The organism is Exiguobacterium sp. s6 (assembly GCF_018618155.1).
Classification (GTDB): Bacteria; Bacillota; Bacilli; order Exiguobacteriales; family Exiguobacteriaceae; genus Exiguobacterium; species Exiguobacterium mexicanum_A.
Genome location: NZ_JACSLN010000001.1, coordinates 1424696 through 1447747, shown reverse-complemented (window position 1 = coordinate 1447747; position 23052 = coordinate 1424696). Strand labels below are relative to the sequence as shown.

20 protein-coding genes are annotated in these 23052 nt (G+C 52.5%); 14 read left to right on the top strand and 6 right to left on the bottom strand.

What is annotated here, in order from left to right; translation table 11 throughout:
• Positions 1 to 106: 106 nt before the first annotated feature.
• The 3 genes from KNP75_RS07490 to KNP75_RS07480 all read right to left on the bottom strand — a co-directional run bounded on the left by KNP75_RS07490 (position 107) and on the right by KNP75_RS07480 (position 2811).
• Positions 107 to 1426, bottom strand: a complete 1320-nt coding sequence (locus KNP75_RS07490; protein WP_214752860.1) for a Na+/H+ antiporter family protein — start codon at positions 1424 to 1426, stop codon at positions 107 to 109.
• Between the two features lie 148 nt (positions 1427 to 1574).
• On the bottom strand, positions 1575 to 2285 hold the full coding sequence (locus KNP75_RS07485; protein ID WP_034777456.1) for a YebC/PmpR family DNA-binding transcriptional regulator: 711 nt from the start codon (positions 2283 to 2285) through the stop codon (positions 1575 to 1577).
• A 79-nt stretch (positions 2286 to 2364) separates the two neighbouring features.
• Positions 2365 to 2811 (bottom strand): MarR family winged helix-turn-helix transcriptional regulator, encoded by a 447-nt coding sequence (locus tag KNP75_RS07480; RefSeq protein ID WP_034777458.1) that lies wholly within the window; start codon positions 2809 to 2811, stop codon positions 2365 to 2367.
• A gap of 385 nt (positions 2812 to 3196) precedes the next feature.
• Here KNP75_RS07480 and adhE point away from each other — a divergent pair, with 385 nt between their 5' ends.
• From adhE to KNP75_RS07430, 10 genes are all read left to right on the top strand, one after another.
• Positions 3197 to 5788, top strand: a complete 2592-nt coding sequence (gene adhE / locus KNP75_RS07475) for a bifunctional acetaldehyde-CoA/alcohol dehydrogenase (protein ID WP_214752864.1) — start codon at positions 3197 to 3199, stop codon at positions 5786 to 5788.
• A gap of 140 nt (positions 5789 to 5928) precedes the next feature.
• Positions 5929 to 7131, top strand: coding sequence for a zinc-binding metallopeptidase family protein (locus KNP75_RS07470; RefSeq protein ID WP_215190141.1), 1203 nt, complete (start codon positions 5929 to 5931; stop codon positions 7129 to 7131).
• A gap of 87 nt (positions 7132 to 7218) precedes the next feature.
• Entirely contained in the window at positions 7219 to 8130 is a 912-nt protein-coding gene (locus KNP75_RS07465; RefSeq protein ID WP_214752866.1) for an alpha/beta hydrolase, read from the top strand.
• A 139-nt stretch (positions 8131 to 8269) separates the two neighbouring features.
• Positions 8270 to 9016 carry a DeoR/GlpR family DNA-binding transcription regulator gene (locus tag KNP75_RS07460; protein WP_034777464.1) on the top strand — a complete coding sequence of 249 codons (747 nt, stop codon included), beginning with the start codon at positions 8270 to 8272 and terminating at the stop codon, positions 9014 to 9016.
• On the top strand, positions 9013 to 9942 hold the full coding sequence (pfkB, locus tag KNP75_RS07455; RefSeq protein WP_215190140.1) for a 1-phosphofructokinase: 930 nt from the start codon (positions 9013 to 9015) through the stop codon (positions 9940 to 9942). Before KNP75_RS07460 ends, pfkB begins: the two co-directional genes overlap by 4 nt.
• On the top strand, positions 9939 to 11846 hold the full coding sequence (locus tag KNP75_RS07450) for a PTS fructose transporter subunit IIABC (protein WP_034777466.1): 1908 nt from the start codon (positions 9939 to 9941) through the stop codon (positions 11844 to 11846). Before pfkB ends, KNP75_RS07450 begins: the two co-directional genes overlap by 4 nt.
• A gap of 133 nt (positions 11847 to 11979) precedes the next feature.
• Entirely contained in the window at positions 11980 to 12501 is a 522-nt protein-coding gene (locus tag KNP75_RS07445) for a GNAT family N-acetyltransferase (RefSeq protein WP_034777467.1), read from the top strand.
• A gap of 198 nt (positions 12502 to 12699) precedes the next feature.
• Positions 12700 to 13092 (top strand): hypothetical protein, encoded by a 393-nt coding sequence (locus KNP75_RS07440; RefSeq protein WP_161787531.1) that lies wholly within the window; start codon positions 12700 to 12702, stop codon positions 13090 to 13092.
• Between the two features lie 86 nt (positions 13093 to 13178).
• On the top strand, positions 13179 to 13646 hold the full coding sequence (locus KNP75_RS07435; protein WP_034777469.1) for an SRPBCC domain-containing protein: 468 nt from the start codon (positions 13179 to 13181) through the stop codon (positions 13644 to 13646).
• A 171-nt stretch (positions 13647 to 13817) separates the two neighbouring features.
• On the top strand, positions 13818 to 15797 hold the full coding sequence (locus KNP75_RS07430) for a methyl-accepting chemotaxis protein (RefSeq protein WP_215190139.1): 1980 nt from the start codon (positions 13818 to 13820) through the stop codon (positions 15795 to 15797).
• A gap of 44 nt (positions 15798 to 15841) precedes the next feature.
• Here the strand turns inward: KNP75_RS07430 and KNP75_RS07425 are convergent, their stop codons facing one another.
• Positions 15842 to 16747, bottom strand: a complete 906-nt coding sequence (locus KNP75_RS07425; RefSeq protein WP_084592797.1) for a sensor domain-containing diguanylate cyclase — start codon at positions 16745 to 16747, stop codon at positions 15842 to 15844.
• Between the two features lie 233 nt (positions 16748 to 16980).
• The gene (gene cls / locus KNP75_RS07420) at positions 16981 to 18438 is read right to left on the bottom strand and encodes a cardiolipin synthase (RefSeq protein WP_214755017.1); all 1458 of its coding nucleotides are present in this window, start codon (positions 18436 to 18438) and stop codon (positions 16981 to 16983) included.
• Positions 18439 to 18532: 94 nt separating this feature from the next.
• Between cls and KNP75_RS07415 the strand changes: the two genes are divergently transcribed.
• From KNP75_RS07415 to KNP75_RS07400, 4 genes are all read left to right on the top strand, one after another.
• Complete coding sequence (locus tag KNP75_RS07415) at positions 18533 to 18958, top strand: OsmC family protein (RefSeq protein ID WP_215190138.1); 426 nt, start codon at positions 18533 to 18535, stop codon at positions 18956 to 18958.
• 79 nt (positions 18959 to 19037) lie between these two features.
• Positions 19038 to 19526 (top strand): GNAT family N-acetyltransferase, encoded by a 489-nt coding sequence (locus KNP75_RS07410; RefSeq protein WP_034777473.1) that lies wholly within the window; start codon positions 19038 to 19040, stop codon positions 19524 to 19526.
• Between the two features lie 60 nt (positions 19527 to 19586).
• On the top strand, positions 19587 to 20585 hold the full coding sequence (locus KNP75_RS07405; protein WP_215190137.1) for a Gfo/Idh/MocA family oxidoreductase: 999 nt from the start codon (positions 19587 to 19589) through the stop codon (positions 20583 to 20585).
• A gap of 231 nt (positions 20586 to 20816) precedes the next feature.
• Positions 20817 to 21860 carry a lipid II:glycine glycyltransferase FemX gene (locus tag KNP75_RS07400; protein WP_215190136.1) on the top strand — a complete coding sequence of 348 codons (1044 nt, stop codon included), beginning with the start codon at positions 20817 to 20819 and terminating at the stop codon, positions 21858 to 21860.
• A gap of 40 nt (positions 21861 to 21900) precedes the next feature.
• On the opposite strand, the gene KNP75_RS07395 is transcribed toward KNP75_RS07400, so the two are convergent.
• Positions 21901 to 22935: a PTS sugar transporter subunit IIC gene (locus tag KNP75_RS07395; RefSeq protein ID WP_034777476.1), complete on the bottom strand. Its 1035-nt coding sequence runs from the start codon at positions 22933 to 22935 to the stop codon at positions 21901 to 21903.
• Between the last annotated feature and the right edge of the window lie 117 nt (positions 22936 to 23052).

Genomic DNA, 23052 nt, shown 5'->3' with positions numbered 1-23052 from the left:
GGAGGAGTCAGAAATGATTATCGAAATCCTCATGTACACCGGGGTTTGGTTTTTACTCGTGCTCGTCTTGCTCGGCACGATTTACGCTCGGCGCAATCGGAAGTGATTACAACACCATGGCGGCGATCAAGCCGAAGACGATGAGCGGAATGTTGTAGTGGAGGAACGTCGGCCACACCGTCTCACGCAAGTGGTCGTGTTGACCGTCGGCGTTCAAGCCACTCGTCGGTCCGAGTGTCGAGTCACTTGCCGGGCTACCAGCATCACCGAGTGCACCGGCCGTCCCGATGATGGCGATTGTCGCCTCGACCGAGAAACCGTATTGGATGCAAAGCGGGACGAAGATGGCCGCGATGATTGGAATCGTCGAGAAACTCGAACCGATTCCTAACGTGATCACGAGTCCGACGAGGAGCATGACGAGCGCGGCGACAAATTGTGAGTCGCCCATGATGCCGCTTGCGCCACTGACGAGCGGATCGATGGCACCGGTCGCGCGGATGACGGCGGCAAAACCGCTCGCTGCAATCATGACGAAGCCGATGAAAGCCATCATGCGCATCCCGCTCGTGAAGATGTCGTCTGCCTCTGACCAAGGGATGAGGCGAAGCAGCGTCAACAGAATGAGTCCTGAGACGGCCGATGCGATCATCGATTCGGTCTGAAGTTGAACGACGAGCACGACGAGGACGACGGCAGCTGTGAGCCAGATTTTGAGCGGGCTCAACGTCCGAATCTCGTAATCAGTAGGCCCGAGTTGAATCGTATCGTACGTCCGCGGCTTCCGGTAGTGGAAGAAGGCGGTGACGAGACCGACGAGCATCCCGAGGGCTGGGATGGCCATGATGCTGACAATATTGACATCACCGACGGCCATGCCGTTCGTTTCCACGTTTGGTAGCAAAATCTCATTCAAGTAAATGCCGCCGAATCCGACCGGAAGTAACATATACGGCGTGACGAGACCGAACGTGAGGATCGTCGCCACGAGCCGGCGGTCGAGCTTCAACTCGTTAAAGAGCACGAGGAGCGGCGGGATGACGATCGGGATGAACGCGATGTGAATCGGTAATGCGTTCTGCGAACTGATTGCTAGTAATAAGAGGAACGATAGCAACAATGCCTTGACCCGAGTCACACTTTTGCCTGTGACGTCGCGGCCTGACATGCTGATTAACTTTTCAGCCAGGACGTCTGGGAGCCCTGTTTTTGATAGACCGACGGCAAATGCGCCGAGCAACGCGTAACTGAGGGCGATGGTAGCCCCTCCGCCAAGACCGTCGCTGAAGGCGGTCAACGTCTCATTAAACCCGAGACCTCCGACCAGACCACCGACGACCGCGGCAAGGATGAGCGATAAGACGATGTGAACTCGACTGATCGCAAGAGCGAATAATACGATAACAGCTAATAAGACAGCATTCATCAATTACAACACCTTTCTTTCAAAACTCTTTCTCTTGTTATCACTTTAATATGATAAAGACTTTTGAAATTTAACATACGTTTTTCGGGTTGTCAAATCGATTGTTCAAAAAAAGCGATAACTCCGAAAAGTTATCGCTCGTTCATGATCATTCAACGTTATGGTACACCTGGCGCACGTCTTCAAGATCTTCGAGGACGTCGAGCAGTTTTTCGAACTGTTCTTTCGACTCGTCGTCGAGGGCGATCTCGTTTTGTGGCAACATCGTCAACTCGGCGACTTCAAACGTCTCGATGCCTGCAGCTTTGAAAGCAGTCTGGACGGCATGGAACGCTTCTGGTTCCGCATAAACGATAATCGTCTCATCTTCTTCGATGACATCGCGAACGTCAAGATCGTGCTCCATCATGAGTTCGAGTACGTCGTCAGCAGACATGCCGCTGACACCGATGACGGCCGTCGCGTCAAACATGTAAGCGACCGATCCGCTGACACCCATGTTGCCGCCGTTTTTACCGAAAGCGGCGCGGACTTCAGACGCCGTCCGGTTGACGTTGTTCGTGAGCGTGTCGACGATGAGCATCGAGCCGTTCGGTCCAAACCCTTCATAGCGGAGCTCATCGAAGTTCTCTTCGTCGCCGCCTTTCGCCTTGTCGATGGCGCGGTCGATGATGGCGCGTGGGACGTTGTACGTCTTCGCCCGTTCAACGACGAATTTGAGCGCTTGGTTTGATTCTGGATCTGGTTCCCCTTGGCGGGCGGCTACGTAGATTTCACGGCCGAACTTCGCATAAATGCGACTCGTATTGGCGTCTTTTGACGCCTTTTTCTCTTTAATGTTGTTCCATTTACGACCCATTACATGTCATCTCTCTTTCCATTGTTCGATTGATTCATCCTCGATTATATAAGAAGACGTGGATGTTGACGAGTAAAAATCATCCCTCGCTCTTATCCATTTTCTCGACGATCTCCGTCAACGTCTTCAGGCTGTCAATCAATCGATCCGTCTCTTCCTCGTCTAAAAAAGCGAGGCGGTCCTCGAACAAGCGTCGAAACGAGTCGCGACGCTCGCGAAGAACGAGCTCACCTTTGTCGGTCAATTGGTTCCAGATGACACGGCGGTCACGCTCGTCCGGCACGCGGGTGATGTAGCCCTCATCGACGAGCTTCGTGATGAGCGGCGTCACGTTTGGCGGGGCGATCGATAGCGTCTCGCTGATGTGTCCGTTCGTCACGGCGCCTTCATCCTCAATCAACATGAGGAGATGAAAGTGGGAAAAGTTCAAGTTTGGGATTTGCGGGAGGTCGGAACGGCGTAACAACTTCCTGCGGATTAATGGGATCAGTTTTACGAACTGATCGGCTGCGTCTTGTCTCGGCATAGTCATGTCACTTCCTAATTAGGTTCTTTCTTCATTATACACGACCGAGGGCGGGGTGGACGACCAATCCTTGTTGCGTGACAAATTGCACAGCACATCAGACAAACAGGCGTCACAATATATGTAAGCGTTTACATTTGTTAGACTTCATCTTTTCATGAAAACGCATACGATTTTACTGAGCGTCCTATCAAAAAGCAAGACCTATCCTCATTCTTCAAAAAAATATTGTGAAAGAGTTCACATTGTTGTCACGCACAAATTGTTGGAAACGTTGTATTCTATGAATGTGAAGGAAAGCACAAACTCTTATCAAACCACTGATCGCCCCGTGCTCTCCATCAAGTCAGCAGTATAAGCTCTCATTCATGAGGAGGAACCCAACATGGCAGTTAAAGAGAAAGCAGTAGTGGAAACATCAGCAGAACAGATGGTCGACACGCTCGTCACACGAGCACATACAGCGCTCGACACGTTAATGACGTTTGATCAAGAGAAAATCGATGCGATCGTTCAGGCGATGGCGCTAGCCGGTCTCGAACAACACGTCGCACTCGCGAAACATGCATATGAAGAAACTGGTCGCGGTGTGTTTGAAGATAAGATGATCAAAAACATCTTTGCGACAGAATATATTTATAACTCACTCCGTGGTGAGAAGACGGTCGGCGTCATCGAAGACGATGAGCAAAACGGCATCACGTACATCGCGGAACCAGTCGGTGTCGTCGCCGGGGTCACACCGGTCACGAACCCGACATCAACGACGATGTTCAAAGCAATCATCGCCATCAAAACGCGTAACCCGATCATCTTCGGCTTCCACCCGTCGGCACAACAGTGTTCAAGTGAAGCGGCACGCATCCTTCGTGACGCAGCCATCGAAGCCGGCGCACCGGAACATTTGATCCAATGGGTTGAAAAACCGTCACTCGACGCGACGAAAGCACTTATGAACCACCCAGGAGTCGCCATGGTCCTCGCAACAGGCGGTGCGGCGATGGTCAAATCAGCCTATTCGACTGGTAAACCAGCCCTCGGTGTCGGTCCTGGTAACGTTCCAGCCTATATCGACAAGACAGCAAAAGTGAAACGTGCCATCTCGGACGTCATCTTGTCGAAAACGTTCGATAACGGCATGATCTGTGCATCTGAACAAGCGATCATCGTCGACCAAGAAGTGTATGAAGAAGTGAAAGCGGAAATGACGGCCCTCGGTTGCTACTTCTGCTCACCAGAAGAGAAAGCAAAACTCGAGACACTCGTCATTAAAACAGACTCTTGTGCGGTAAACCCTGAAATCGTCGGGAAGCCTGCAGCCTGGATCGCCGAGAAAGCTGGACTTAGCGTTCCGGCCGACACGAAAATCTTGATTGCCGAACTCGAGACGGTCGGCGCGACAGAATTGCTCTCACACGAGAAACTTAGCCCAGTACTAGGAGCCTATAAAGTCCAATCGCGTGAAGAAGGTTTCGCGATCGCTGAGAAGATGCTCGAAATCGGTGGTCTCGGTCATACGGCAGCCATCCACTCGACAGACGACGACGCCATCCTCGCATTCGGACTCCGGATGAAAGCTTGCCGCATCATCGTCAACTCGCCAACGGCACACGGCGGGATCGGTGACCTCTATAACGAAATGACACCATCACTCACACTCGGTTGTGGGTCGTACGGTAAAAACTCCGTCTCTGAGAACGTGACGGCGAAACATCTACTCAACGTGAAAAAGGTGGCGAGACGTCGCGTGAATATGCAATGGTTTAAAGTCCCTGAAAAGATTTACTTTGAGAAAAACTCGGTCCAATACCTTCAATCGCTCACATCGAAAAAACGGGCGATGATCGTTACAGATGAAATGATGGTCAAACTCGGATTTGCCGATAAAGTCGTCAAAAACTTGCCGGCTGGTGTCGAGTACCGCATCTTCGACCAAGTCGAGCCAGACCCATCGGTCGAGACGGTCATGCGTGGTGCCGAAGCGATGCGTCACTTCCAACCAGACATGATTATCGCACTCGGTGGTGGATCACCGATGGATGCCGCGAAAGGCATGTGGCTCTTCTACGAACGCCCAGAAGAGAAGTTCTCGAACCTTCGCCAAAAATTCATGGATATCCGCAAGCGGACGTACAAGTTCCCGACACTCGGCAACAAGTCGATGTTCGTCGCCATCCCGACAACATCAGGTACGGGTTCTGAAGTGACACCGTTCACGGTCATCACGGATAAGAAACGCAACGTCAAATACCCGATCGCTGACTATGCGATCACACCGGACGTCGCCATCGTCGACCCTGAGTTCGTCATGACGGTCCCAGCTTCAATCACGGCTGATACAGGTATGGACGTGTTGACACACGCCATCGAAGCGTACGTTTCGGTCATGGCAAACGACTATACGGATGGACTCGCGCTTCGTTCGATGAAGATGATCTTCGATTACCTCCCGAAAGCGTATGAGAACGGCAGTGACGCCGAAGCGCGTCAGAAAGTCCACAACGCATCGACAATGGCTGGTATGGCGTTCGCGAACGCGTTCCTCGGTATCAACCACTCGATCGCACACAAAATCGGTGGCGAGTTCCATGTCCCACACGGACGGACGAACGCGATCCTTATGCCGCACGTCATCCGCTATAACGCGACACGCCCATCGAAACTCGCGGCGTTCCCGAAATATGAGTCATTCATCGCCGACGAGCGTTACGCTGAAATCGCGCGCTACCTCGGACTTCCAGCCAGCACGACGGAAGAAGGCGTCGAGTCGCTCATCCAAGCGATCATCGAGCTCGGTCAGCGCTTGAACATCAAGCTCTCGTTCAAAGCCCAAGGCATCAAGAAAGCGGACCTCGACGCGAAAATCGACAAGATGGCAGTCGACGCGTTCGAAGACCAATGTACGACGGCTAACCCGAAAATGCCGCTCGTCGAAGAATTGAAAGAAATCATGTACGCTGCTTACGAAGGCGTATAAGTCTTACAATATCTAAACGGTTTCCCTCCTAAGAGGGAGGCCGTTTTTTCTTGAAAAATAAATATACAATTGTCAGATCACTTAATATAATAGGATAATACAACCATTTATTGGTGAGTTTTTTTTATGGAGATACGTAGATGACCATTATGTACAGCCTACTGTCGGCACTATTTACTATTTTTCTTTATTTCAATCCGGCCTCGGCAACAAGTCCTTATGAGACGGCTGAATATTTTGCTTCATACGATCGGGTCGCAGAAAGCCATGAAAATGTCGAACTGTTCGAGTCGTTAGGTATCGGTGTTTCTGACGAGACTTCAGTCGATATGAAACGTGAAATTCATTACGCTCCGCTCAACACGAATTGGCCGACTATAACGATTGATGATGAATTTTACGATGGGTACGCGACAATTCCATTTGAAGAGACAATTGAAGGGGAACTGCTTCATTTGGAATGGGATGCCCCGATACCTGATGTGGCTGGAAGAGTCATCGTCCTACCGACGACCGACGTATCTTATGAAGCAATGGAAGATGCGTATGAAATCGATTATTACGGAGAAGTCCTTAATGACGAGGCAGCGAATCGCTATCTTACAAAATTAGCCGAAGCGAATGCGGCAGGTTATCTCATTACGCCACACCCGTATGCTCCGGAAGAATATGGATTCGCTTACGTTTCAGCTGCACTTCGCTTGAATGGGGCCGGGGTCGACCGAATAACAGCCGAGTCTTTCCAAGACGGTCAAACGGTTGCGATTGAGCCGTTCACAGACGAAATTCCTTACGTAGAGTTTACGCAACCTGGCACGACTGACAAAGAAGTGATTGTCATGGCCCGACTTGAGGGAAGCTGGTATGGCGATCACGCTCTCACTGGGTTAGGTGGTGCATCCGTGCTCTACCATACGCTTCAAGCGATGGATGACGTAGAGACGGATGCAACGGTCCGCTACGTTTTCTTGAATGGAACTGGGGATGGATACGAATCAAGTACGCACTATTTGCAGATGCTTCAAGATCGAGGTACGACGCCGCGTGTCATCATGTTACTTGATATACTTGGTACAGGGGAGACGAATCGATTCTTCAAAACAAGTGGGATGACGACATATCCGTTTATGGAGGGGATTGGTTTTGGCCCTGTCGAAGTGAAGAGTCTAGGCGTATCAATCTTAGATGAGTACAAGCAAGCCGGGTTCCCAGTCATCTCCGTCAATGATTCTGTCACAGCCCATAACGACGTTTATACAGATAAAGACACAATCAGTCGTCTTTCTGACGAGGCGATGCGTGATCACGTTAAATGGCTCAGCGAGTGGTTAACTCTCCAATAAGAAGTAAGACCGTCACATATGGGGCGGTCTATTCTTTTACTCGAAACGGATCCATTACTTCGGTATGATGAAAGGGGAGGCGATACGATGGAACGACAACTGAATGTGACAACGAATTATGGACAACTGGCCGGTACGTGGATGACCCACGGCGAGCCCCGAAAGACGGTCGTCCTGCTCAGCGGGAGCGGGCCGAGCGACCGGGACGGCAATTTGGGACCATCCCAATTCGGCACATATAAAAAGCTGGCCGAGGCGCTCTTTGAGATGGGTGTCAACGTCTACCGCTATGACAAACAAGGCATCGGTGCATCGGACGGTGATTTCAATAAAGTCGGGCTGCACGATTTGGTGACAGATGCGATCACCGTCGTCAACGCCATCAAACAGGAGCCGGACGCAGGGGATATGTATGTGCTCGGTCACAGCGAAGGGGCCGTCATCGCCCCGGCTGTTCAGCTCGAGACGAATGCGGCCGGGCTGATCCTTCTCGCCGGATTCAACGATTCCTCGAAGAAGATGTTCTTGCTGCAAGCCGACGCACTCGCAACTGAAGTCGGTTCGGTGAAAGGACTCAAGGGCGTGTTCTATCGATTGACCGGCGTCCCGAAGAAGATTCGCCAGCGCCAAGACGATTTGCTCGAACGGTCGCTGCGGACGAACGTCGCCGCCTTCAAGTACCGCGGCCAAGTCGTGAACGCCAAATGGATTCGCGAGCATGCCTCGTACGACGTCCGCGAACGGCTCGAACATGTGCGTGTTCCCGTGCTCGCTCTCACCGGTGATCGCGACGTCCAAGTCCCACCGGAACATGTCCACTCGATTCGGACCAAAGGGGACGTCGACAGCCACATCATCCACGACATGAACCACTTGCTCGTCGAGCGGACGAGCCCGCACTCGCTCCTCACGCTCCATAAGGAATATCGGGACGCCATTGAGGCGCCGCTACACCCCGAACTCATCCGCCGATTGAACGATTGGTTGATGAAACGATAACGAACCACCAAAAACGGTCACTAAGTGACCGTTTTTTATGTTATAATTGTGACAACGTAAAAAAAGATGAATGTTTTTGAATGTTTATGATTGTTTTTTAAATGAAAACGCTTTATATTAGAGCTACGGAGGGAATACGATGTTAACGAAACAACGACATCAACTGATTTTGCAACGTCTGTCGGAGCAAAAGATCGTCAAATTGAAAGAATTGGTCGAGTTGACGGCATCGTCGGAGTCGACGATTCGCCGGGATTTGACCGACCTTGAAGCCGAAGGTTATCTCGAACGGGTTCATGGCGGTGCAACGCTCGTGGCCCGCTACGAAGAAGAGCCGACGTTCGAGGAGAAACGAGATCAACACGTCGATGAAAAAGTCGCGATCGCACGGAAGGCCGCGACATTCATCGAAGACGGGATGTCCGTCTATCTCGATGCCGGGACGACGACGCAAGCGATGGTTCCTTTCTTAAACGGAAAAGACGTCATCGTCGTGACAAACAGTTTACCGATCGCCAACGACTTGTTCGACCTCGATATTAAAACGTTCGTGATCGGCGGCGAGTTGAAACGTTCGACACAAGCGCTCGTCGGTTATAATGCTCGCGAGAGCATGATGAACTATCGAGTCGACCTCGCATTTCTCGGAATTAACGGCGTAGACTTAGAAGCCGGGTACACGACCCCGGACCCGGAAGAGGCACTCGTCAAAAAGACAGCGATCGACTTGGCCCGTGAGGCGTATATTTTGGCGGACGATTCAAAATTCGGGAAACGTTCGTTCAGCCGTGTGGCATCACTCGATGCAGCCACACTCGTCACATTTGGTGACACGCCATACATCAGCTCGATCCAATCAATCACAAAGGTGGTGAACGCCCAATGATTTACACATTAACCCTCAATCCCTCAATCGATTACTACGTCACTCTCCCTGAAGTCGTCCTCGGAGAAGTCAACCGAATTCAAGAGACGACACAGCGTGCCGGCGGAAAAGGAATCAACGTCGCGTTCGTCTTACGCGAATACGATGTCGACACGGTCGCGTTAGGATTCGTCGGCGGTACGACTGGAGACTTCATCAAGAAGGCGTTGACGGACAAAGGCGTCCAAACCGATTTCGTCGAAGTCGACGGACAAACGCGGATCAACGTCAAGATCCGGGCGCAAGAAGAAACGGAATTGAACGCAAGTGGTCCCGTCATCTCGGGCACGGAACTTGAACAGTTGACGCGTCAATTCGATCACGTCCAACCGGGCGACATCGTCGTGCTCGCTGGAAGCATCCCGGGCAATCTGCCGGATACGCTCTACCGGACGCTCGCTGAGACGGTCCGCGCGAACGGTGCTTCCTTCGTCGTCGATACGACGAAGGAAGCGATGCTCGAAGTGCTCGCACTCAAACCGCTTATGATCAAACCGAACCACCATGAACTCGGTGAACTGTTCGATACAGACATCGAGACGTTTGAACAGGCGCTCCCATACGCGGAGCAGTTGGTCGAACGCGGTGCTCAAAACGTGATCGTCTCGTTCGCCGGTGATGGTGCCATGCTCGTCAACGCTTCAGGCGCTTATACGGCGAATACACCGAGCGGTAAACTTGTCAACTCGGTCGGCGCAGGCGATTCACTCGTCGCCGGATTCGTCGCCAACATTCTAGACCACGACGCAACCGAGGCGTTCCGCTATGCGGTCACGACCGGCAGCGCGTCTGCATATACGTTCGGGCTGTGCACAAAACAAGACGTGGACCGCTTGGTCGGCGAAGTCAGCGTCACCCCACTATCTCGATTGGAGGAAACAACATGAACATCACGGATCTTCTTAAAAAAGACACGATTCAACTGAATCTCCGCAGCCGTTCGAAAGCCGAAGTCATCGAAGAACTCGTCGACGTGCTCGACCGCGCCGGCAAACTATCGGACCGCAACGGCTATCGCGACGCCATTCTCGCACGTGAGGCACAAAGCACGACTGGACTCGGTGAAGGGATTGCCATCCCGCACGCGAAGACGAAAGCCGTCAAACAACCGGCCATCGCTTTCGGACGCTCGGAAGGCATTGATTACGAGGCACTCGACGGCCAAGACAGCCGCTTGTTCTTCATGATCGCAGCCGGAGAACACGCCAATAACGAACACTTGGAAACACTTTCGAAATTATCCGTCTTCCTTATGGACCCAGCTTTCCAAGAACGTCTCTATGCGGCCACGTCAGAAGATGACGTCATCCGGGCCATCGAAGAAAAAGAAGCAGCCGAGGCGGCTCCTGTCGCTTCGAAACCGGTTCAAGCTGATGCTCCTTACATCCTTGCCGTCACGGCGTGTCCAACAGGTATCGCCCACACGTACATGGCCGCCGACAGCTTGAAGCAAAAAGCAGACGCGATGGGCGTCGACATCAAAGTCGAGACGAACGGATCGACTGGCGTCAAAAACGAATTGACAGCAGCTGATATCGCGAAAGCGACTGCCATCATCGTCGCAGCCGACAAAGCCGTCGAAATGGATCGTTTTGCTGGCAAACATGTCATCGAAGTCCCGGTCGCCCAAGGCATCCGGAAGCCGGAAGAGTTGATCAACCGGGCCGTGAAACAAGACGGACCTGTCTACCAAGCGACTGGTAAATCAGGTCAGCAAAAAGAACAGCGGACCGGTATCTACAAGCACTTGATGAGCGGGGTATCTGCAATGCTTCCTCTCGTCGTGGCTGGTGGTCTCTTGATCGCCCTCAGCTTCTTCTGGGGCATCAACTCCGCCAACCCGGATGACCCGTCGTACAACGAATTCGCCGCCCAACTTATGACGATTGGTGGCGCAGCGTTCGGATTCCTCGTCCCGATTCTTGCTGGTTTCATCGCGATGTCAATCGCCGACCGTCCAGGTCTCGCACCAGGTCTCGTCGCCGGAGCACTCGCCAGTCAAGGGAACGCCGGATTCCTCGGTGGACTCATCGCCGGTTTCCTCGCTGGTTATGTCGTCCTCTTCTTGAAGAAAGCGCTCGCGAAATTGCCAGCCACACTTGAAGGAATCAAGCCGGTCCTGTTGTACCCGTTACTCGGTTCATTTATCTCTGGGATGATCATGCTTCTCGTCGTCAACGAACCAATCGCCGCACTCATGTCTTGGTTGATGGAGACACTTAACGGTATGAGTGGCGCGAACGCCATCTTGCTTGGTGTTATCGTCGGTGGAATGATGGCCGTCGATATGGGCGGTCCGATTAACAAGACAGCCTACGTCTTCGGTACAGCAGCACTCACTGCCGGTAACCAAGAAGTCATGGCAGCCGTCATGGCCGGTGGGATGGTACCACCGCTTCTCGTCGCACTCGCATCGACAGTGTTCGCTCGTCAAAAGTTCTCGAAACAAGAACGTGAAGCCGGGAAGACAGCATACATCATGGGTGCCTCGTTCATCACGGAAGCAGCCATCCCGTTTGCAGCGGCCGACCCGATTCGGGTATTACCGTCAGCGATTCTCGGATCTGCGATTGCAGGTGGGTTGTCAGCCTTCTTCGCTATCCAATTGCCAGCGCCGCACGGTGGGATCTTCGTCTTCCCACTCCTTGAAGGAGCTGGAAACGTCGTCATGAGCATGGGACTTTACGCCCTCGCGATTCTCGCCGGAGCCTTGATTGGAGCACTCCTCCTCTCATTCTTGAAAAAACCATTGACGGAGACGCAAGCTACAACAACGCGTAACGTCGCTTGACCAGTACGACCGTAGGATTTCCTACGGTCGTTTTTTGTCAAATGATTGTCAGTCAAATCTGGAAGAAGTCTGATTTCGATTGGGTGATTTGTGGTAAAATACTTGTAAAACTTACGCTAAGGAGGGGGTACGGATGCTCATACGGAAAGCCGAGCCAAAAGACGCTTACGGGATTGCGCGGGTGAGGGTGAACGGATGGCGCACAACCTATCGAGGAATTGTGCCGGCCGACTTTCTCTTGAAGCTCGGTTCGAACGCGATCGAGTGGTCTGAAAAGGTCCGCAGCGCCCTCGCGAAACGAGAAGTCGAAGGGTTTGTCGCCATCGTCGAAGAGGAAATCGTCGGGTTCGTTCTTTACGGGGAAGAACGGACGGGCGAATATCCGGACCATCCGAATGAGATTTATGCAATTTACATTCTAGAGGACCATCAGCGTAACGGGATTGGTTCGCTATTGCTGGAGCGAGCGATTCAAGCGATGTCGAATCACGGGCTCATCATTTGGGCGCTCGAATTGAACCCTTACCGCACGTTCTATGAGCAACGTGACGGGCAAGTCATCGATGCGAAAGAGCGCTTGTTCGGGGAACTTGCCCTCCGTGAAGTCGCCTACGGATGGACAAAAGGGAATCACGACGCGATTGTCGGCGCATAATCGGACACGACTCTACTGTCGTGTCCTTTTTTTAGACTACACACAAAACAAAGGAACAGGCTAGGTGACTATGTGAACATCTATAGCATAACCAAATATCATCCTGAAACGAGAGGAAAAATTGACGAGTGGACGGAAATCACGGACATCCTCCGAACGTTTGACGGTGTCGTCTTCATGTTGGAGGAATATCTCCGCGTGGAATCGAATTACGTTGAAGCGATTGAGCGAATCATGAGTTATTTAGGAGTGAAGACATTGACTGTCTCCTATCTTGAACGACGTGATTATGCGTATCGCCCCTCTTCGAAAAGCGCGTTCAATGCGCTTTATCCAATCCGGATGAGAGATCTTCGTAAAAAAGTGAGGCCAGGGAAGGCACTGTCACGAGACCAAATCCCGAACATGCTTCGACTCATGTTAAGGAATGCGCTTTACGCTGAGTTAGAGTCTAAAGTGAATGAGTCAGACGAAGAGTATAGGTTCAAAGTGTTCTTTGGATACGACTATATGATGGGCGTCCATTCGGTAATAGATTTATCCCCGCTTCGAGACGAATTGTTGCGCATGGATATGTATCTTGAGAGTTGATTTGGCGAAGAAATTTAAGAAGAAATTTAAAAGGAAGTTCCGCACGACTGACTGTACTGTAGCACGCGCTAAAGGAGTGATCCGATATGAATCGACGCATCGATACAGCCGTGGCATGGATTGAGGCAACTCCAGAACGGATCTATCATGCATTTCTCAACTCTGATGAGCTCGTCGAGTGGCTTCCACCGAAAGGGATGTCGGCTCGTGCGACCGTGTTCGAGCCATGGGTCGGCGGCACGTATCAGCTCGTCCTCACGTATGAAGAAGCCGATCTCATCTCCGGCAAAACGACGGACCGGACCGATGTGTCGAACGGACGCTTTTTGGACCTCGTCCCCGGTCTCAAGATTGTGCAGGTGGGTACATTCGAGTCAGCAGACCCGGCCTTTGCTGGTGAGATGATTCAGACGTGGTATTTGGAGGCGCTCGATGGAGGGACACGCGTCACAATCGTTTGTGAGAACGTGCCGCCGGGCATCCGGAAACAAGATCATGATGTCGGACTTCGCTCCACACTCGACAATCTGGCCCGCTATTTGACCAACGACTGAGTCCGTTTGTTTGCCTCGTGCAAGCAGACGGTCTTTTTGTGTATGAAAAGGGTTTCAGTAACGAAAAATAGAAAAAGGTGATGTTTTTTTGTCTAGGGTGTCAACATCCTCTTCCAACTGTCCGATACAAAGGTTAACATAACGAGTTTTCTCGGGAATGGGAGATGTTTTATGAGACGAAAGTACGACCGTACGATCACCATTAAACAAAAATTGATTACGATGTCGTTGGTGCTATTATTGATCCCTTCTTTATTGATTGGATTTGTCGCCTACAATCAGGCGAAACAAAAGATCACCGAACAAATCATGCAGTCGGCCCACGCGGGGGTGGAGCGGATGAATGATGAAATCACCAACTTGATTGAACCAATCCAACGTGATGTTGCGTTCTTTGCCGGACGAATTGATTCGTCCCTCTATGAGTCGGGGGCAGAGAACCTTGATTTGGAAGAGAAGTTTCTTGAGTATTTGGAGACGCATCCGAACGTGACGAATATCTACTACGCCTCGACGGGAGGGGAGATGACGATTTATCCGGCACAAGAGTTACCGGATGATTACGACCCGCGGACTCGTCCCTGGTATGAGGCGGCCGAAGCGGCCGGTGGGAACGTCGTTGTGACGGACCCGTACGTCGATGCGGCCTCGAACAAGATGATGGTCACGCTGTCTCAGACAGGGACGGACGGTCGCGGTGTCATCGCGGTTGACGTCGAGGTCGACGATATCGCAGCCGTCGCGGCGAGCATTCAAATCGGGAAAGAAGGCTACGTGACGATTCTTGATGCGTTGCAACAGTTCGTCACCCATCCGACGCTGGCAGCCGGAGAGAAGGCAGAAGGCGAGTGGATTGAACCGCTCTATTCGGGAGAAGCGGGCCGCTTTGCTTATGAGTTTGAGAATGAAGGCAAACAGATGGACTTCATGACAAACGAGTTGACGGGGTGGAAGATTGCCGGGACGCTCTACGATGAGGAAATCACAGATGAGACGTCTGGAATCTTATGGACGACAGTCGGGGTGATCGGATTGATGCTCGTCTTGGCAGCTGGCCTGCTCTACGTCATCTTACGTTCGATTTTACGTCCATTGAATCGTTTGACCGTCGGGGCTGAACGAATTCAAGCCGGAGATTTGACCGAAGACATCGTCGTCGAATCGAATGACGAAGTCGGGCGTGTCGCCGCGAGTTTCAATGAGATGACGCGTTCTCTGCGCGCTATCATTCAAAGTCTTGATCAATCGATCGGACAAGTCGCCGCCTCGTCGCAGGAATTGATGGCCAACTCGGCTCAGAACACGGCCTCCTCGGAACAAATCGCTGGAGCGGTCCAACAGATGGCCGCCGGTGCGGATGATTCGAAACGTCAACTTGATGATAACGCCGTCTCGCTCCAAGCGATCACGGGCGGCATCATGCGCATCGCCGAGAGCTCGACGGATGTGTCCGAGCTGTCGCGCGAGACCGCGCTCGAGGCTGAGGACGGGACGACTGCCGTCACAGAGAACGTGGTCCAGATGCAAGCGATCGACTCGTCGGTCGAGACGTTCGGCAAAGTCATTCACTCGCTCGCCGAACGGTCGAACGAGATTGGCAATATCGTCGATGTCATCAACGGCATCGCGACCCAGACAAACTTGCTCGCCTTGAACGCCGCGATTGAAGCGGCACGGGCCGGCGAGAACGGGAAAGGCTTCGCCGTCGTTGCGAGCGAGGTCAGAAAGCTTGCCGAACAGTCACAACAGTCGACGAAACAGATTTCCGAGTTGATTGATAATATCAAACAAGAGACGGAACGTTCGGTCCAGTTGATGAAAGAAGTGTCGGCCCATACGAAAGCTGGGCTCGAGACGACGGAGAACACGGCCAAGCGTTTCCAGAAAATCATGACGCAAACGCAAGCGATGACGCCGCGCATCGAGGACGTGACGGCGACGGTTGAAGAGATCGCGGCGAACGTCGAGGAAGTATCGGCTGCGGCGACACAGATCGCCCATATCGCCGACGAGAACTCGGTCGCCTCGAAACAAGTGGCGGCGACGACCGAGGACCAACTCGGTTCGATGGAAGAAATCGCACAGTCCGCGAAGGCGCTCGCGGATATGGCGGAAGAGTTGCAGGAGCTTGTCTCACGCTTCAACGTATAAAAAAGAGGATGCTGCGGCATCCTCTTTTTGGTGGCATCAGTTAGTTAACGTTTACTCGATACTTGATTCCGGCCGCGGTTCTTGGCAATATACAGTGCCTCATCGGCGTCTTGAAGCGCCTGTTCGACCGTCTTCCCATCTTCAAGGGCGCTGACGCCGAACGAACAAGTGACGCGCGGGACGGGACCGAACGGCTCGGCGTTAATCTTTTGTCGGAGCTTATCGGCGAGTTGCACCCCGTCAGCAAGCGTTGACTGCGGGGCGACGATTAAAAATTCCTCACCACCCCAGCGGCCGATCGAGTCCGACTTGCGGATGTTGCGTCTGAGCAATTGGGCGATCGAACGTAAGACGAGGTCTCCGGTCGGATGGCCGAACGTATCGTTCACGAGTTTGAAATAGTCGATATCGAGCATGATGACGGCGGCGGGCGCCCTTGTGTCGAGCGTTTCCTGAGCCGTCGACGAGAGAACGTCCCCGACTTTCTTCCGGTTATACAGCTCTGTCAGCGGATCGAGCGAGGACAGGTGTTCCATGCGTTCTTCATAGCGACGTTGCTCGGTCGCGTCTTCTAAAATGCCGACGCCGCCATCGAGTTGTCCGTCCGCGGAAAAACTCGGAGACATCGTCGTTCGGATGAAGCGAGCCTGCCGTTCTGGTGCTTTATACCAGCCGGCCATGCGAATCGTCTCCCCGTTCAAGACGTTCCGAATGGCGCCTGAGAAGTCGAACGAAGAAGAGCTGCATCGCTCGAACATCACATTCGAGGTCGGAAGCATCCCGAGTAAATGAACGAATGATTCGTTATAGCTGACGATTTGCCCGTCACGATTGAAGGCGAACAGGCCAATCGGGAGCTGGTCCCATGAGGAAGGATCGGGTTTCGTGGTGTGAGTGTCATGATGAGTCCGTTCTTGATCAGCCATTGTATGACATATGCGTGAACGCATACTTCCTCCTTTCCTAGCCGAAGCGGTAGTGTAGGACGTTCGTACTGATACTTTATACCCTAATTTGGGAAGGAACTAGCGAGTATTCTTTTAAAAGATAGCAATTTTTAGAATATGACGAGAAATCGTCACAGCTTGGTGTGAGTGCATAGCTCTCGACTTCCGAACATAAAGATACCCCATCGCGTTGGCACATTTGGCCGATACGATGGGGTAGTTAGCGTAATCAGAACTTATAAGATCGGACTGAGCAATCGTGACACGCCTTCACGCATCCGGACGGTCCATTTCCGGGCCGCATAGTCGTCGACCGTGTATTTGCGGCTGACGGCGACGTCTGACTCGAACAGTGATGCGAGTTCGAGCGCGACCCGCTGATCATAAATGACGGCGTTCACTTCAAAGTTCAACCGGAAACTGCGGGCATCCAAGTTCGTCGTCCCGACGGTCGAAATCTCATCATCGACGACGAGCGTCTTGGCGTGTAGGAAACCTTGCTCATACATATAGACGTTCGCCCCGTAGTCGAGCAATTCGCCGAGGAACGATAGCGACGCCCACATGACGAACGGGTGGTCGGGCTTCCCTGGAATCATGATGTCCATCTTGACGCCGGACAAAAGTGCCATCTTGCAGGCGTCCATGAAGCTCGTGTCCGGGATGAAGTAAGGCGTCTGGATGATGACGCGATGTTTCGCCGACATGATCATCTTGATCATCATGTTTTTCAAATGTTCCGTGTCGGAGTTCGGTCCGCTCGTCACGATTTGCATCGGCGACTTGTCCTTGATGTCGTGGCGTGCGAAACAGAATGAGTTCTCCGGGTCATGATGTTTGCTGCCGGAATAGTTCCAATCGAGAATGAATCGATGTTGCAAATGGTAGACGACGTCCCCTTCGACGCGGAGGTGCGTGTCACGCCAGTACCCGAACTTCTCGACCAGGCCGAGATACTCAGTGCCGACGTTGAAGCCTCCGACATAACCAATCTTGCCGTCGATGATGACGACTTTCCGGTGATTTCGGTTGTTTAACTTGAAATTGATCAACCCGAGCGTCGGCGGGAAGAAGACGCGGACCTCGCCATCGTGGGCGATCAGCTCTTTGAAGTCTGAATCACGGAGGCTGCGCGAACCGACGGCATCATATAACAGCCGGACTTTGACGCCCGCCTTGGCGCGTTCGATCAGTTCATGGATCAGCGCCTTGCCGAGCGCGTCCCGTTGAATGATGTAGTACTGGATGTTGATCTCGGTCTCGGCGCTGCGGATATCGTCCATGAGCGCTTTGAACTTCTGTTCTCCATCATGCATGATGGCAGATTTGTTGTGGACGCTAATCAAAGACTTTGAGGAGCGCAAGTTCATCTCGAGCAATTGCTCGTACTTTTCGAACACAGGTTGAGCCAAAACGGTCTCTTTCCGGCGAATCTGTTCGATTTGACTGTCGACTTGAAGGGCGTGGAACGAGCGCTCTTCGACGCTCAAGTTGAAGAAGTTGTCCTTCTTCAACTGTCGGCCGAGGAAGAGATAGATGATGAACCCGATAATTGGCAAGAAGAACAAGACGAGAAGCCACGCCCACGTCGCCCCGACATCGCGGCGCTCCGCAAAGATGACGGCTAACGCGAACAATAAATTCAAACCGAGGACGATATACAATCCCCAACTAATAATGACCGACCATTCCATGCGACCAACTCCTTAACGACAATTTCCTTACATAGATTAATAATACATCATTCAAGGGAATAGTAAGCTATCGAAACATAAGGAGGAGACAAAGATGCATTTACAAGTGAATTGGAAACAAGGGATGGCGTTTCAGACGACGACGCCTTCGGGTCATAATGTGACGCTTGACGCCGGGGAAGACGTCGGTGGTCTCAATACGGGTCCGCGTCCGACCGAGATGCTCCTGCAGGCGACGGCCGCTTGTACGGGGATCGATATCGTCTCGATTCTTCATAAGATGCGGTTGCCGCTCGAGCGGTTCGAGATGGAAGTCGACGGGGTCCGGGCGACGGAACATCCAAAGAAGTTCACGGCCATCCACATCTTATACGTCCTCGATGGGGATATGCCCGAAGAACGGGTCCGCCGCGCCATCGAGTTGTCCGTCGATCGCTATTGTTCGGTGTCGCACAGTCTCAACGCGACGATGACGTACAGCTATCGTTTGAACGGCGGTGAGGTCGTCCCATTTACGTAATGTGAGCAGGATGGTTGAAAAGAGTCGAAACGGTCCGTTATATTTGTATTTCAAATACTGTAATACAAAGGAGGACGTTATGATTCGACTCGCGACGAAACGCGATGCCAAACACATCGCGGACCTAATCGAACAACGAGCCGTAGCGCTAAAACAACAAGGTAGCGATCAATGGGCGGAATATTTGGAGCAAGACCTCATAGACCGGGTGCAGACAGACATCACCTCGGGATATGTATATGTGTACGAGCAAGATGGAACGGTATTGGCCTCGATCGCCTTACTTCCGGCAGATGACTGGGACCATAGCTTATGGGAAGATGGCGAGCGCGGTCAATACATCCATCGAATCGTTGTTAGTGAACGGCTGAAAGGGCGAGGTGTCGGTCAACAACTGATGGAGCACGTCTTACGTGAAGCCGACACACAGGAGCCGGTCCGGCTTGATTGTGTGGCTGATAATGATTTCTTGAACAGTTATTATCCACGGTTTGGCTTCGTCTTCGTGGACTCACGGGACGGGTATAACACGTTTGAATACAGCATGGATGAGAGTGTCAGTGCATAAGGGGTCGATTGACTCCTTTTTTTGATATACTGGGAAGCGAATGGATAGGAGGAGAACGGTATGATTCAAACGATTCTTGTCGGCTTCGGTTTTTCCGCGACGACATTTCATTTACCATTTTTACAGGAGCTGGATGACTTCCAGATCGCCGGTGTCGTCTCATCAAGACCTGAGGACGTACAAGCCGTACTTGGCGATGTCGCGGTATATGCGACGCTAGACGAGGCTCTCGCGACTGAGGCGACCTTGTTCATCGTCACGACGCCGTCCCATTTACATAAGGACATGGTGGAACGTTGTTTACAGGAAGGGAAGGATGTTCTCGTCGAGAAGCCTGCGTTCTTGACGACAGAGGAAGGAGAGGCGTTGATTGCACGCGAACAGGCCAGTGCCGGAATCGTCAACGTCTTCCATAATCGACGGACGGACGGAGACTTCTTGACGGTCAAACGACTGCTCGAGGAAAAACGACTCGGCGATTGGAAAGTGATCGAGTCACGGTTCGACCGGTTCCGTCCGGTCGTCCGGGATCGGTGGCGCGAGAATGCGGGGCCGGGAGCAGGGATATTGTTTGACCTCGGTAGCCATTTGATCGATCAAGCGCTCGTCTTGTTCGGTGCACCCGACAAAGTGTCGGCAGATGTTATGATTCAACGTAAAGGAGGTCAGTCTGACGACGGCTTCCATCTGACCCTGTATTATGGAGAAAAACGGGTATATCTGCGTTCGAACCCGTTCATAGCCGTCGAGGCGCCGCGGTTCGAAGTGCACGGGACGGAAGGCAGTTTCTTGAAGTTTGGACTCGATCCGCAAGAGGCGTGTCTCCGGAACGGGGAAGTGCGATGTCCCGACCGTGAGAGTGGAACGGTCGTCACAGACGTTGAATCGACAATCGACATCGAAGCAGGTGAGTATTTGTCCTTCTACCGGGCGCTGGCGGATAGTTATATGACACGTCATCCGCTCGTGCCGCTTCGGGAAGCGCTCTTGACGACGAGAGTCATCGAAACGGCTCGTGAAGCATCACGGCTTCAACGTGTCCTCGACTTCAAGTCATAATCATGAAGGACGACCTGATGCCATTGGCGAGGTCGTCCTTTTTAAAATCTCAAAGAAATCGCTATGATTTTATTGTGAATGAACAAACTCGCTTCATGTTTGTTAACAACAAAAAGCTATTCCCCTCCTTCAAATAGTCAGCTTTGAATGGGAACAGGACATAGGAAACGACTCCAGACTGTCCTGTCACACTTCAAACAATGACGACTTAAAGGAAGAGGGGAACGGATGATGTTCAATCAGATTGTGAAAAATCGATGGGAGTGGGAGAACTGGTTGCGGGAGGTCAGTTGTGATTCGTACGATCATTACGATTATGTATTGGCCAATTGTGAACCGGGCGAGCAGCCTGAGTTGTATATTGCGGCCAAAGAGGACGGCATCTTGTTGTATCCATACATCCGTCGTCCAATTGCACATCGTCATGATGACCTCGTGACGGCGTATGGTTATGGCGGCCCGTTCCGTGAAGGCAACTTTTCGAACGAGGACGTCGCAGAGGCTAGACGTCTCTTTTTAAAACGTCCTGAGAATCAAGCCACGGTTACTGAGACGATTCGATATCATCCTTGCCGCTTCGACCATGATTTGATGTGTGCCTTCGGCCAAGCCGTCCCGATTCGTCAAACGGTGCACGTCCGGCTCGATGACCCGTTCGACCAACTCGAGCAACGCTTCAGTAAAATGACGAAACGAAACGTGAAGCGGGCTATCCGTGAACAAGTGACGGCGGTACAAGGGCAGACCCATGAACTATGTGAATTCATCCGGCTTTATCGGGCGACGATGGACCGTCGAGCAGCGAACGAGGCGTACTATTTCTCGGACCGATACTTCGAGGACCTGTGGAACAGCGATACATGCGAAACGGAGCTGTTATTTGCTGTCCATGAGGGTGTCATCGTGGCAGGCGTGTTCATGTTGTTCGGGGACGATGGGGCGCATTATCATCTCGGAGGCTCGGACGCGAACTACTTGGCGCTGCGACCGAACCATTTCTTGTTCCGCGAGATGATCCGCCGCGCGGCCGAGAAAGAGAAAGCATACGTACATCTCGGTGGCGGAGCGACCGGGGAAGATGCGCTCTATGACTTCAAGCAGAGCTTCTCAGGGGATGAGCCGCTCACATACTATATCGGACAGTCCGTGCTCGATGAGGCGGTTTACCACCGGTTGAATCAAGACCATTTGCTCCGCTACGGACCATCTGATTTCTTTCCACTCTATCGGACACCGGTCGAAGAGACGGTCGCCGAGGTGCAAGCAGAACGATAACAAAAGGTTCTCACTCGAGATGGAGTGAGAACCTTTTGTATCAAGCGGCCTCTTCGTCGGAAGCGGCCATTTTTTCGGTTTGGCGAGTGATAGGGAAATTACTGAACAGTTTACTGCCGACAAGTCCGGCCACGATGCCGACGCCGAACAAGATGAGCGCCGTCACGGTCACGGTCTGCCAATCATTGAAGCCGTACATGACGAGCAATCCCGGAATCCCGGCAGCAGAACCTGGCGCGTCGTTCACCATGCCGGTCATCGCGACGATGAGTCCGGCGATGGCGCCACCCACGAAGTTGACGCTGTAGATCGGGATCGGGTTCGCCGAGATGAGATCGGCTTGCGTGAGCGGTTCAATCGCGACCGATAGTTGATCTTTCTTCGTCCCGATGTTCAAACGCTTGAACAGCAAGAAGTTCATCGAGATCGACGCTGTCAACGCGAGGGCGGCGATGGCCATCGGCACACCCGTCAAACCGAGCATGGCGGTGAGTGCCATCGAGCTGAGTGGTGACGTCGAGACGACTGTGACAATCCCACCAAGGACAAGTCCCATCACGACGGGGTTTTGCGTCGCGGCAAGTTCGATGACCGCACCGATTTGCGACAATGTGTTCGAGACGAGCGGATCGACTCCTGTCGCCACAAGGCGAGCGAGCGGAGCCATGACGATCACGTAGAAAATCATGTCGACACCGGCCGGTAAATGCCGGTCTAGTTTACGACCGACAAGGGCAAGAATGTATCCGGCGAAAAAGCCAGGAAGAATGCCGAAGCCGGCGACCGATAGACCGAGCATGAGCGCGTAGACCGGATTGATCCCGAGTGCGATCGAAACGAGCGCGGCTGCGGCAGGGCCGGACAACGAACCAGCCGCCTGTCCGACTTCCTCATATAAAGGGAGCGGGAGCAAACCGCCGATGGCGTAGGCGTTGAACGCCTCGACCAAGAAACTCGCGATGGCGGCGCCGGCCAAGGCGCCCATCGCTTTCATCCCGAACGGGGCTTTGTAACTGAATAACGTGAATAAGGCAAGAATCAACAGTAAAAGTGCGATACCTTGAATAATGATCATACGGTGTACCTCTTTCTCTCTGTTCTATATTTCCTCTATAGTTAACCATCCGAACGGTTCTGTAAAGCCATTTCATCCATCTGACACGACTTTTTTTGATGGTAGCGTTTCCAACTG

Bases quoted from the DNA above. Each gene is read 5' to 3' on its own strand.
- adhE (WP_214752864.1), top strand. From the start codon at position 3,197: ATGGCAGTTAAAGAGAAAGCAGTAGTGGAAACATCAGCAGAACAGATG.
- KNP75_RS07480 (WP_034777458.1), bottom strand. From the start codon at position 2,811: ATGCCGAGACAAGACGCAGCCGATCAGTTCGTAAAACTGATCCCATTA.
- pfkB (WP_215190140.1), top strand. From the start codon at position 9,013: ATGATTTACACATTAACCCTCAATCCCTCAATCGATTACTACGTCACT.
- cls (WP_214755017.1), bottom strand. From the start codon at position 18,438: ATGGAATGGTCGGTCATTATTAGTTGGGGATTGTATATCGTCCTCGGT.
- KNP75_RS07405 (WP_215190137.1), top strand. From the start codon at position 19,587: ATGATTCAAACGATTCTTGTCGGCTTCGGTTTTTCCGCGACGACATTT.
- KNP75_RS07425 (WP_084592797.1), bottom strand. From the start codon at position 16,747: ATGCGTTCACGCATATGTCATACAATGGCTGATCAAGAACGGACTCAT.
- KNP75_RS07445 (WP_034777467.1), top strand. From the start codon at position 11,980: ATGCTCATACGGAAAGCCGAGCCAAAAGACGCTTACGGGATTGCGCGG.
- KNP75_RS07450 (WP_034777466.1), top strand. From the start codon at position 9,939: ATGAACATCACGGATCTTCTTAAAAAAGACACGATTCAACTGAATCTC.
- KNP75_RS07490 (WP_214752860.1), bottom strand. From the start codon at position 1,426: ATGAATGCTGTCTTATTAGCTGTTATCGTATTATTCGCTCTTGCGATC.
- KNP75_RS07415 (WP_215190138.1), top strand. From the start codon at position 18,533: ATGCATTTACAAGTGAATTGGAAACAAGGGATGGCGTTTCAGACGACG.
- KNP75_RS07395 (WP_034777476.1), bottom strand. From the start codon at position 22,935: ATGATCATTATTCAAGGTATCGCACTTTTACTGTTGATTCTTGCCTTA.
- KNP75_RS07400 (WP_215190136.1), top strand. From the start codon at position 20,817: ATGTTCAATCAGATTGTGAAAAATCGATGGGAGTGGGAGAACTGGTTG.
- KNP75_RS07435 (WP_034777469.1), top strand. From the start codon at position 13,179: ATGAATCGACGCATCGATACAGCCGTGGCATGGATTGAGGCAACTCCA.
- KNP75_RS07430 (WP_215190139.1), top strand. From the start codon at position 13,818: ATGAGACGAAAGTACGACCGTACGATCACCATTAAACAAAAATTGATT.
- KNP75_RS07470 (WP_215190141.1), top strand. From the start codon at position 5,929: ATGACCATTATGTACAGCCTACTGTCGGCACTATTTACTATTTTTCTT.
- KNP75_RS07460 (WP_034777464.1), top strand. From the start codon at position 8,270: ATGTTAACGAAACAACGACATCAACTGATTTTGCAACGTCTGTCGGAG.
- KNP75_RS07485 (WP_034777456.1), bottom strand. From the start codon at position 2,285: ATGGGTCGTAAATGGAACAACATTAAAGAGAAAAAGGCGTCAAAAGAC.
- KNP75_RS07410 (WP_034777473.1), top strand. From the start codon at position 19,038: ATGATTCGACTCGCGACGAAACGCGATGCCAAACACATCGCGGACCTA.
- KNP75_RS07465 (WP_214752866.1), top strand. From the start codon at position 7,219: ATGGAACGACAACTGAATGTGACAACGAATTATGGACAACTGGCCGGT.